Consider the following 10,301-nt stretch of genomic DNA (forward strand, 5'->3'; position numbering starts at 1 on the left):
CCGGTTGGAGCCGGATGGGCTCCGGGCGGCTCAACGGGGAGCCTAGTGCCGGAGAACGCAGAGGGTCTGACTGAACTGGCCAGCTTTGGCAGAGGATTTTTCGGATGGAGCCCCCGGGCAGTGCCGGGTTTTCCTGCCGGTCACCCGCCCGTGAACAGCTCCACCGGGATCGCGCCGCCCGCCTTCACTTCCTTGGTGACGATATAGCTGTAATAGCGCTTCAGCCCGGCCTCGCTCTCCAGCAACCGGTCGATCAGGCGCTGATAGGTGGTGACGTTGCTTGTCACGACCTGAAACAGGTAGTCGAGCCCGCCGCCAAGCGCCCAGCAGCCGATAATTTCCGGCTCTTTTCCGACAACATCCTCGAACCGGCCGAAATCCTCGCTCCGGTGGTTCTCCAGCTCCGCCGTCACGAAGACCGTCACATGCTCGGCGAACAGCTCCAGCGCGATCCGTGCGCCATACCCGCGCACGATGCCAGCCGCTTCAAGCCGTTGCAGCCGCTCCCAGCAGGGCGTGTTGGACAGGTTTACCCGCCGGGCCAGATCGGATTTCGAGATCCGCCCCTCTTCCTGAAGAATGGCAAGAATCTTCACATCGCGGGCATCGAGCTTCAGCGCCATGTCAGGAAGCAATCCGGCTGCCGGCCCCGGCCGTGACGGCAAGGGCGACCGCATGGGTGGCAATCGCCGTGTCCTGTGCGCCAGTACCGGTCAGATCCGCGAAGGTGATGTCGGAGGCAAATTTCCGGCCCTGTGCCTGTCCCGCGATCACCTCTCCCAACTCCGGGAAGACCGTGCCCACCTCGACCTGACCGGCCTCGATTGCAGCCCGAAGTTCGCCCTGGGTTCGGCACTGGCTGAGCCGGTCCGGCACATAGGCATCGACCCGGCCGAACACTGCCGGATCGATCTCCACCTTGCCCGGCTGGTCCGAGCCCATGGCGGTGATATGCAGTCCTGAATGCAGCCAGTCCGCCCGTATCACCGGTGCGCGTGACGGCGTGGTGGTCACGACAAGCTGACTTTCGCCAACAAGCCGGGCCGGATCCGTCTCGACGCGGGCTTCAATGCCGAGGCTTTCCGCGAGGTCGGCGGCGCACTTTTTCGCGTTGCCCGCATCCCGCCCCCAGACCAGCACCCGCTCGAACGGGCGGACAAGATGGGCCGCCTCGATCTGCAACCGGGCCTGCACGCCCGTACCGATCACACCGGCGGTCGTCACACTCTCCGGCGCCAGATGCCGGGCGGCGACGGCCCCAGCGGCGGCGGTGCGCACATCCGTCAGATAGCCATTGTCCAGCAACAGCGCCTCGACCAGACCGGTTTTCGCGGAGAACAGGATCATCAGCCCGTTCAGGCTGGGCAGGCCGAGCTTCGGGTTGTCGAAGAAGCCGGGGCTGACTTTGATGGCGAAGCCGTCGAAGCCCGGAATATAGGCGGTCTTCACATCGACCTCACCATTCGCCGCCGGGATGTCCATCGACAGGATCGGCGGCATGATCACCTCGCCTGACGCCAGCGCCCGGAACGCACTTTCCACCACATCCACCGCCTCAAGATCGAGTTTCACCAGGGCGCGGAGATCCGCTTCAGTCAGAATACTGATATCAGGCATTGTAGGTTTGTCCTTCGACGGTGATGTCTCCAAGGCGGACGGAGCGCCCGGCCATGATATCCGCATGCATTCTCATATCGAGATTACGGCCGGTGATGATCGTCGCCGCAGGCCCCTTCAGGTCCGGCACCTTACCCGCAAGAAGGGCCGCGGCACCAACGGCGGAGCCACCCTCGCAGACGATCCGGTCCTCGTAATAATGACACTGCATGGCCCGATAGATTTCCGCTTCGGTGACCAGAACCGTCCCGTCGATCAGATCCCGGCACAGCGGCAGGGTCAGCCGGTTGTCCGCCCCGAGGCCGCCGCCGAGAGAATCGGCGAGACTGGGCACCTCCTCCACCGCGATATTCCGGCCCGCCCGGAGCGACTCATACATCGCCGCCCCCCGGTCCATGGAGATACCGATAATCCGGATGCCCGGCTTGCGCGCCTTCGCCGCCAGCGCAATCCCGGCGGCAAGGCCACCGCCCGAAAGCGGGATCAGCAGGGTCTCCAGATCCGGGCGGCTGTCCAGCAGCTCCAGTCCGATGGTGCCCTGGCCCGCGATCACCAGCGGATCGTCGAAGGGCGGGATTTCAGCCAGCCCCTCCTCGGCAACCAGACGCCGGCTTTCTTCCGCTGCCTCATCCTGCGAACGTCCGATGATCCGGACTTCCGCACCGAGCGCGCGAATGCCCTCGACCTTGGCGTCCGGCACCAGCGCCGACATGCAGACCACCGCCCGCAACCCGCGCGCTTTGGCGGCATAGGCAACGCCGCGCCCGTGATTGCCGGTCGAGCAGCAGGTCACGCCGGGGCAATCCTCCGGCAGAACGGAGATCGCATTGGCCGCGCCCCGGATCTTGAAGGCGCCGACGGGCTGGGCGATCTCCAGTTTGAGCAGTATTTCCGTGCCGGCCCGCGCCGAGAGAAAAGGCGACGGCACCAGTGGCGTTTCCAGCGCCGTTCCCGCAATCGCCTTGCGCGCCGCTACGACGGTCGCGACAGAGAGTTCTTCGGGCGATGTCGTCACGGGCAAATTTCCTTCGGTCTGAGGCGAGTTTGTTCTTTCTGTCCGGTTCAGCATCGGCCACATGTGACAGGAATTGTCAAACCGCCCGGATTGATGCTCAATCGCCGGACCCGCCGAATTCTATAACCCGATCAGTGGACTTCGCCCCATGCCCGACGTCAAACTCCCGTTTTCCCGCGAAGAATATACAGAGCGGCTGGCCAAGGTCCGGACGGCGATGGCGAAAGCCGAAGTCGAGGTCCTGTTCATCTCCGATCCGTCCAACATGGCCTGGCTGACCGGTTATGACGGCTGGTCGTTCTATGTGCATCAGGGCGTGATCGTCGGCCCCGAGGGTGAGCCGATTTTCTGGGGCCGGGGGATGGACGCCAAGGGCGCCATGCGCACCTGCTACATGACCGTGGATAATATCCGTGGCTATTCGGACGATTACGTCATGGCCGCCGACAGCCACGCGATGGAGGATCTCGCCACCGTGATCGCCGAACGCGGCTGGGGCAGCCATACCCTCGGCGTCGAGATGGAAAATTACTACTACTCCGCCCGCGCCCACAGCGTGCTGTCGAAGAACCATGAAGGCCCTATCGAGGATGCCACCGGCCTTGTGAACTGGCAGCGCGGCGTAAAATCCGCGACAGAGCTGAAATACATGCGCCGGGCCGCCCACATCGTCGAGAAGATGCATGCGGCCATCTACGAGCTGATGCGCCCCGGCCTGCGCAAGAACGAGCTGGTGGCGGAGATCTACCGCACCGGCCTGATGGGCGGCGAGGATGCGGATGGCTTCTTCGGCGGCGATTATCCGGCCATCGTGCCGCTGCTGCCCACCGGCAAGGATGCCAGCGCCGCGCACCTGACCTGGGACGACACGGAGCTGGAGCCGGATCAGGCCACCTTCTTCGAGATCGCCGGTTGCTACCGGCACTATCACGCCCCGCTGTGCCGGACGATCCATCTCGGCACCCCGCCGATCGACATGCTGCGGGCCGAGGAAGTCGTGCTGGAAGGCATCACGGACGGCATCGAGGCGGCCCGCGCGGGCAACACGGCGGGCGACATTGCCCGCGCCTTCTATGCGGTGCTGGAGAAGCACGGGGTCAAGCGCGAAGGTCGCTGCGGCTATCCGATCGGGCTCAGCTATCCTCCGGACTGGGGCGAGCGCACCATGTCCATCCGGCCGAGCGACAATACCGTGCTGCAGCCGAACATGACCTTCCACTTCATGCCAGCCCTCTGGATGGATGACTGGGGTCTGGAGATCACCGAGACCCTGCGCATCACCGAGGATGGCCCGGCCGAGTGCCTGGCGAATGTCGAGCGCAAACTGTTCGTGAAGGAATAAGGCCGAAAATGCACCCGCGCCGCGAGAGAACGCTTGAGATCCTGTCCGACCTGATCGGCTTTCCGACCGTTTCCGCCGACAGCAATCTGGCGCTGATCGACTATGCGGCGGACTATCTCGGCAGGCTCGGCGCCAGCGTGCACACCTTCCGGGACCCGGACGGGACGAAGGCAAATCTCTTCGCCACCATCGGCCCGGAAGTGGATGGCGGCATCGTCTTGTCCGGACACAGCGATGTGGTCCCGGTGACCGATCAGGCCTGGTCTAGCGACCCGTTTGACATGCGCACCGCGGACGGACGGGTTTACGGCCGCGGTACCTGCGACATGAAAGGCTTCATCGCCGCCGCTCTCGCCATGGCGCCGCATTATGCGGCGTCGGAGCTGAAACGCCCGGTGCATTTCGCCTTCACCTATGACGAGGAAGTAGGCTGTCTCGGCGCACGGTCGCTGGTCAATGATCTCGCCGCCCTGCCCTACAAGCCCTCCGTCTGCATCATCGGTGAGCCGACGGAGATGCGGATCATCGAAGGCCACAAGGGCTGCTGCGAATATACCGTGACCTTCAGCGGCCTTGAGGGACATGGCTCGCAACCGGATCTCGGCGTGAATGCCGTTGAATACGCGGTGCGCTACGTCACACGGCTGATGGAGTTGCGGGAAATTCTGAAAGGCCGGGCGCCGGAAGGCTCCCGCTTCGATCCGCCCTGGACAACCGTGCAGATCGGCCGGCTGTCCGGCGGCGTCGCCCATAATGTCATTCCCGGCCTGGCCCAGCTCGACTGGGAAATGCGGCCGGTGCAGAACGGGGACGCGGATTTCGTGAAGCGGGAAATCGCTGCCTACATAAATGACGAATTGCTCCCCGCCATGCGTGCCGTCTCGAAAGACGCGGATATCAGCACCGAGATCATCGGTGAGGTCGACGGACTGGAGCCGGTTCCGGAAAGCGAGGCCCTGAGGATCGTCGCCGAGCTGACCGGCGCCAATGGTGCGGACCTGGTGGCATTCGGCACCGAGGCCGGGCTGTTCCAGAAACTAGGCATCTCCACCGTGGTCTGCGGCCCCGGCTCCATCGAGCAAGCGCACAAGCCGGATGAATTCATCGCCCTCGACCAGATCGACCAGTGCCTCGTCATGCTCGACAAGCTGACGGCGAAGCTGGTCCATTAAGCAGCAGGGTTAATCCAGCAGCACCAGCGTCCTGACCAGATCGTCAGAGAGAGTGTAGACGCCAGGAAGCTCAAGCCCTTCGGGCAGGGCGGGACCAAGCGCGCGGCGTAGGCGCAAACCTGCACGGCCGCCTTCCGCCCGAACGATCTCCGCGTCTTCAAAGCCCGTATCCGCCTCCAGGAACGGGCTGATTGCCTTGTACAGGCTCTCCTTTAACGAGAAGACGAGGAGTGTCGCGGTGGCTGCATCAAGGGCCGGATTATCCGCGATTGTCCGGCGATCCCGATCCGTCAAAATCAGCTCGGCGATCTCGGCCGCGACATCCGGGTTTCCGACGTCCTCGAAATCGAGGCCAACCCCGCGACAGCTCTTCCCGGAAACGACAACGGCACCCGCCAGCGTCCCTGTATGTGTGATCGATCCACAATAGCCAGCCGGCCAGAGCGGCATGCCGGCACGGTCGCGAGCGACGTGCCGCACCGCTGATCCGGCATGTGCCAGGGCATCACCGGCACATAGCCGCCCAGCCAGATAGGCCGCCTGCCGGGACGGAACCGCTGCCGACAGATCCTCCGGCAAGGCGATACCGGGAACAGCAGATGCGCTTTTGAAACCCGCCGCCGGATCGAAGGATCGTTCGACCAGGGAAAGCGGAATATCCAGCGCGGGGAACGGCCATGCCGGTTTGGCGGAGCGCTCCAACCTCATCTCCTTTGCCTCACACAGACTTTCCCTGAAAACACGTCATAAAATTTAACTTCGCAAGCCATCATTCTGCCTGTTAAACTTCTGCAATTCTTATGTTTTGAGTAAAAAACTCCAGGGCAAGTGCTCAGTCCAGAAGGAGGCGGCGTGCCAGCAAAAATCATCTCGTTCGTCACCATGAAGGGCGGCAGCGGGAAAAGCACGTCCGCGATGTGCCTTGGCGCATATTGGCAGAAATCCGGCATGAAAGTCGGGCTGATCGATGCCGATCCCGCAGGCACACTGGTACGCTGGATCGCCGCCGGCACCGACCTTGCCGAGATACCCGCCGTTACAGCAGGCCCCGACAGCGTCGATACAGGGATCGACGATTTCCTGGCGCGCGGCCTCGACCGCATCATCATCGACACGCCGGGCTTCCAGTCCGAGGCAACCGACGCCGCGATCCGCCGGGCCGACCTGCTGATCATTCCGATGCGCCCGTCACCGATCGATTACCAGGTCGCCGTCGACAGTGCGGAACATATCGCGGATCTCACGACGGCACCTGTCCGCTTCCTGCTGAACCAGACGACAAAGGGCAGTGTCATTGCCCGGCACATGCGGGCCCAGATGGAAGCCGCAAACGCACAACCCATGGAAGTGGAACTGAGCGCCAGGGTGGCTTATGGTGAAGCCGCGCTGGCAGGAACGACACCGAGTTACTATCAGCCGCGCGGCGCCGCCGCCCGGGAGATCGCGGATTTCGCATCCGAAACCGGCACTCTGCTGGGGATGCGGCGCAAAAAGGCAAGAAAGGCGAGCGAGCCGGTATGAGCAAGAAACTCCCCGAATTGCAACGCACGGAACGCCCCGGTACAGCATCAGGAACGGCGACCGGAGCGACCGGCACCAAGCCGGCCGCAAAACCGGCAGCCAAGCCCGCGGCAAAGAAACCTGCCGCGAAAAAAGCCGCTGCGGCTTCAAGCGCCAAACCGGCCGCACGCAGCACGCCAGCCCAGCGCACGGCAGCCAAACGCACGGCGGCTCCGAAACGGGCAGCCCCGGCAACGGCGGCTAAACCCGCAGCCAGCACCAAGCAGTCCGCAAAGGCCGCTTCCTCTTCGTCTTCCGCAACAGCAAAAGCAGGTGAAGTCATGACCACTGATACAGAAATCGCCGAGACCGACCCAGTCGTGGCCGATGCCGCCGCCCTTCGTCAGGGGGCGAAAGCCATCGTCTCGAAATATGCCGCCTGGTCCACCGCCTTCGGTGTTCTGCCAATTCCGATCGCCGATGCCGTCGGCATCACCGGGACACAGGTCTCGATGATCGCAGCCCTCTCGAAGCATTACGGTGTACCGTTCTCCAAGACCTGGATCCGGACCATCCTGAGCTCCATTCTCGGCGGCGTTGCGCCCGGCGCCCTGACCGCCGGTCTCGTCAGCACGGTCTTCAAGTCAATGCCCGGCATTGGCATCGGTGTCGGCTTTGCCGGCATGGCCGCGCTCTCGAACCTCGCGACCCGCACCATCGGCAATCTCTTCATCGACCATTTCGAAGCCGGTGGCGACCTCTCCAACGTCGATACCGACGAAATGAAAGAGTCGCTCTCCGAAGAAATGAAAAAGAAGAAGTAACGCCACGCATTACGTCTCCGGAAACAAAAGGGCCGCTGCGTCACCGCAGCGGCCCTTTTTCCGTGCTTTTCCGGCTGTAACCGGCGGCTCTAGAACGTCAAACCAAGTGCCGCATTCTCCGCCCGCCCCTTGGAGCCGGCGAAGCTGTGCAACCCGACATCAAGCTCGTGGCGTGTGCCTTCCATGACCAGTGACATGATCCGTCCGCGCTCCTCGAACAGCAGTCCGAGTTCCTGCAGATAGGCCAGACTGTCCGCATTGCTCTCCCGGATCTTGCCGATGGCCTGCGGTGTCTCCAGCGCACGCAGCAGCGCGACATCCGGCTCGTCCAGCTCGTGTTCGACCTTGTGACCGGTCCGCTGATCCTCGACCAGCCAGCCGTAATCGTCCTGAACCAGCCGGAGACGCGGCGCACCGGCCGCGGATTCCCAGCGGGTGCGCCAGCGCGCCACCGCGTCACGCAGATGGGCAAGATGCTCCGCGAGATCGACCTGATAGGGTGCGTCGATATTCCGGTCGCGGAAATAATAGGCCATGTTCCAGACCACATCCTCGTCGAACGGGTAATTCAGCTCGTGATAATCCAGCGGCTCCAGGTCGAGCGCGAAACTGTCGGCCTGGGTGAAATACGGGCTGAACCGGTCGAAGCGCACGGGAAAGACGCCGGAAGGCGGCGGCAGATGCGTCAGTCGGGGCAGGTTTTCCCGGTACATCTCGAAGGTCTCGGCGGACTCCCCCGGGAAGCCGACCAGCAGGTTCCAGACAGGCTTCACCCCGGCCGCCGCGCAATCCGACAGGAAGCGGATATTGTTGAAGGCCGTCGTGCCCTTGCGCATCAGCTTCAGGGTCTCGGTCGCGATGGATTCCACACCGGGCTGCACCTCGACCACCCGCGCCTTGGCCAGCGTGTCGAGCTGCTCGCGGGAAAGGTCCGCCTTCACTTCGTAGAACAGGGTGACATGGTCCGGCACCTTCAGGTCCGGCAACAGCTGCTCGGTGTAGGATTTCGGGATGATATTGTCGACGCTGGCGAACCGGGTGACCCGATCCGAATATTTGTCGACCATTTCCTGAATGGTCTTGCGGGCCAGCTCGACCCCCATCTCGCGGAATTTCATCGTCGCGCCGTTGAGGCCGCAGAAGGTGCAGTGTGCCTTCTCCCCCCACCAGCAGCCGCGTGACGTCTCGAACAGAAGCTCCACCTCGTCCTTGCGGTGATCGCCGAAATGACGCTCGTAGGATTCCAGATAAACCTCGTAATCCAGCGGCACGTCACTGTTGAGCGAACGCTCCGGGCCGTTGACGGCAACCCCGTCAAGCTGGTCTTCCGCCCGTGCATCGCTTGGCCGCTTCGGCCGCACCGCCGGGTCCATCGCGGTAATAGAACGGCTGTTCGACTTGCTGAAAATACCGTCCAGCTTCGACATGGCAGCCGTATCGCCAGCTTCGGCCGCCTTCAGGAATTTCGGGAAATTGACCAGCGCATGCCCCGAAAACACGTAATCGATCCAGGGCACGTTATTCACGATCTCGATGCCCATAGTGCCTTCGCAATTCGCGCCGCCCATGATCACGGTTGCCTTTGAGCCGATCTCCTTCAGGCGGCGGGCCAGTGCGAAGCTCGGCATGTTCTGGAAGAACATCGAGGTCACGCCGACGATATCCGCATCCGCCAGCCCGTGCTGCTCGATCATCCCGTCGATGATACCCGGCAGATCGGCCCGGACCGGAGCGAGTTCGCGGTGATAGCGCTCAACCTGCGCTTCGCCGAAATGGTGCAGGTAGCGGGCGAAATAGGCTTCGGTATTGTCGCCATGCTCCGGGAAGGCGGCATGGCGGAACAGCCATTCGCCAAACCCGCAGGTGTGCCCGGCGAGGCTTTCCGAGATCCATGCATAAAGGTCCGGGCCGACCAGTCCGCCGAAATCATGGTTCAGATAATGAATGCTGGTTTCCGCCCCGGAGAATTTCTCCGCGATGATGGTTTCCAGCTGATGCAGCGCGATCGACGGGATCTGCAGCGACGAAAAAGGCATGTTCACGAGCGCGATACGCATGAAGCGATCTCCTCTGCGCGGCTATTCTGCCGCTCCGGCAATGTCAGTCAGTTCCGAGTTCATCCGCCCCATACTGACGAGAACCCGGCGCGAACCGGTGAAGGGTCGCCTCGCATGCGAGGCCAGCATGTTATCGACGATCATCACGTCGCCCGCCTGCCAGTCGAACTGGCGGGCCTCCGCCTGGAACGCATCGCGCACCCGGCTGAGAATTTCCGGCTCAATCGGCGCGCCGTCTCCGTAGCGCGCGTCACGCGGCAGGCTGTCCTCGCCGAAAATATCGATCAGGTCTTCCAGCACATCCTCGCCCAGTGCCGACGGGTGAAAGAGCTGCGCCTGATTGAACCAGAGCCGCTCCCCCGTGACCGGATGACGGGCCGTTCCCTGACAGGTCTGCGCGGTGCGGAGATGCCCCTCCGGCGTCCATTCGAAATCGATATCGTTGGCCCGGCAGAACGCCTCGACCTCGCCCCGGTCTTCGGTCTGGAACACCGTTTTCCAGTCGAGGTCGAAGCCTTCGTGATAATTCCGGACATAACGCACGCCGCGCCGCTCGACCTCGTCCAGAACCTCGTCACCGAGGGCACGGGTCACCGCGCGAACGTCCGCGACCGGGGTCTGCCCGCCGGTCTCCGAAGGTTTGATACAGCAGAATACCAGCCGCAGCGGCCAGTCCCGCTGATAGGCATTCTCGCAATGCATCAGGATCTCTTCCGTCGCCGGATATTCGGTCGCCGTCATGATGCCTTCGAGCACTTCGGTGCGCGGGGTCGA

10 protein-coding genes are annotated in these 10,301 nt (G+C 63.1%); 4 read left to right on the top strand and 6 right to left on the bottom strand.

The window, feature by feature from the left end; translation table 11 throughout:
* Positions 1-140: 140 nt before the first annotated feature.
* Genes AAC126_RS11810 through eutB form a run of 3 tightly spaced genes read right to left on the bottom strand, consistent with a single transcriptional unit; the run spans position 141 to position 2,632 of the window.
* Positions 141-623 carry an Lrp/AsnC family transcriptional regulator gene (locus AAC126_RS11810; RefSeq protein ID WP_339853571.1) on the bottom strand — a complete coding sequence of 161 codons (483 nt, stop codon included), beginning with the start codon at positions 621-623 and terminating at the stop codon, positions 141-143.
* Position 624: 1 nt separating this feature from the next.
* Positions 625-1,617: a cyclodeaminase gene (locus AAC126_RS11815; RefSeq protein ID WP_339853573.1), complete on the bottom strand. Its 993-nt coding sequence runs from the start codon at positions 1,615-1,617 to the stop codon at positions 625-627.
* Positions 1,610-2,632, bottom strand: coding sequence for a hydroxyectoine utilization dehydratase EutB (gene eutB / locus AAC126_RS11820; protein ID WP_339853575.1), 1,023 nt, complete (start codon positions 2,630-2,632; stop codon positions 1,610-1,612). The genes AAC126_RS11815 and eutB overlap by 8 nt, the downstream gene beginning before the upstream one ends.
* A 148-nt stretch (positions 2,633-2,780) precedes the next feature.
* On the opposite strand from eutB, the gene AAC126_RS11825 reads away from it, so the two are divergent.
* Both AAC126_RS11825 and argE read left to right on the top strand, forming a co-directional pair.
* The gene (locus tag AAC126_RS11825; RefSeq protein ID WP_339853577.1) at positions 2,781-3,974 is read left to right on the top strand and encodes a M24 family metallopeptidase; all 1,194 of its coding nucleotides are present in this window, start codon (positions 2,781-2,783) and stop codon (positions 3,972-3,974) included.
* A gap of 8 nt (positions 3,975-3,982) precedes the next feature.
* On the top strand, positions 3,983-5,146 hold the full coding sequence (gene argE / locus AAC126_RS11830; RefSeq protein ID WP_339853579.1) for an acetylornithine deacetylase: 1,164 nt from the start codon (positions 3,983-3,985) through the stop codon (positions 5,144-5,146).
* A gap of 9 nt (positions 5,147-5,155) precedes the next feature.
* On the opposite strand, the gene AAC126_RS11835 is transcribed toward argE, so the two are convergent.
* A complete protein-coding gene (locus tag AAC126_RS11835) occupies positions 5,156-5,848 on the bottom strand; it encodes a 4'-phosphopantetheinyl transferase superfamily protein (protein ID WP_339853580.1) in 693 nt (230 codons plus the stop codon).
* A 150-nt stretch (positions 5,849-5,998) separates the two neighbouring features.
* Here AAC126_RS11835 and AAC126_RS11840 point away from each other — a divergent pair, with 150 nt between their 5' ends.
* Together AAC126_RS11840 and AAC126_RS11845 are read left to right on the top strand one after the other, a co-directional pair.
* Positions 5,999-6,667 carry a ParA family protein gene (locus tag AAC126_RS11840; protein ID WP_339853582.1) on the top strand — a complete coding sequence of 223 codons (669 nt, stop codon included), beginning with the start codon at positions 5,999-6,001 and terminating at the stop codon, positions 6,665-6,667.
* Positions 6,664-7,470, top strand: a complete 807-nt coding sequence (locus tag AAC126_RS11845; protein WP_339853583.1) for a DUF697 domain-containing protein — start codon at positions 6,664-6,666, stop codon at positions 7,468-7,470. Before AAC126_RS11840 ends, AAC126_RS11845 begins: the two co-directional genes overlap by 4 nt.
* An 89-nt stretch (positions 7,471-7,559) precedes the next feature.
* On the opposite strand, the gene AAC126_RS11850 is transcribed toward AAC126_RS11845, so the two are convergent.
* Together AAC126_RS11850 and AAC126_RS11855 are read right to left on the bottom strand one after the other, a co-directional pair.
* On the bottom strand, positions 7,560-9,527 hold the full coding sequence (locus AAC126_RS11850) for a RiPP maturation radical SAM C-methyltransferase (RefSeq protein WP_339853585.1): 1,968 nt from the start codon (positions 9,525-9,527) through the stop codon (positions 7,560-7,562).
* 21 nt (positions 9,528-9,548) lie between these two features.
* On the bottom strand, positions 9,549-10,301 hold a 753-nt coding region (locus AAC126_RS11855; RefSeq protein ID WP_339853587.1), incomplete at its 5' end, for a TauD/TfdA family dioxygenase.

This window comes from uncultured Nisaea sp., assembly GCF_963974195.1.
In the GTDB taxonomy this organism is placed as follows: Bacteria; Pseudomonadota; Alphaproteobacteria; order Thalassobaculales; family Thalassobaculaceae; genus Nisaea.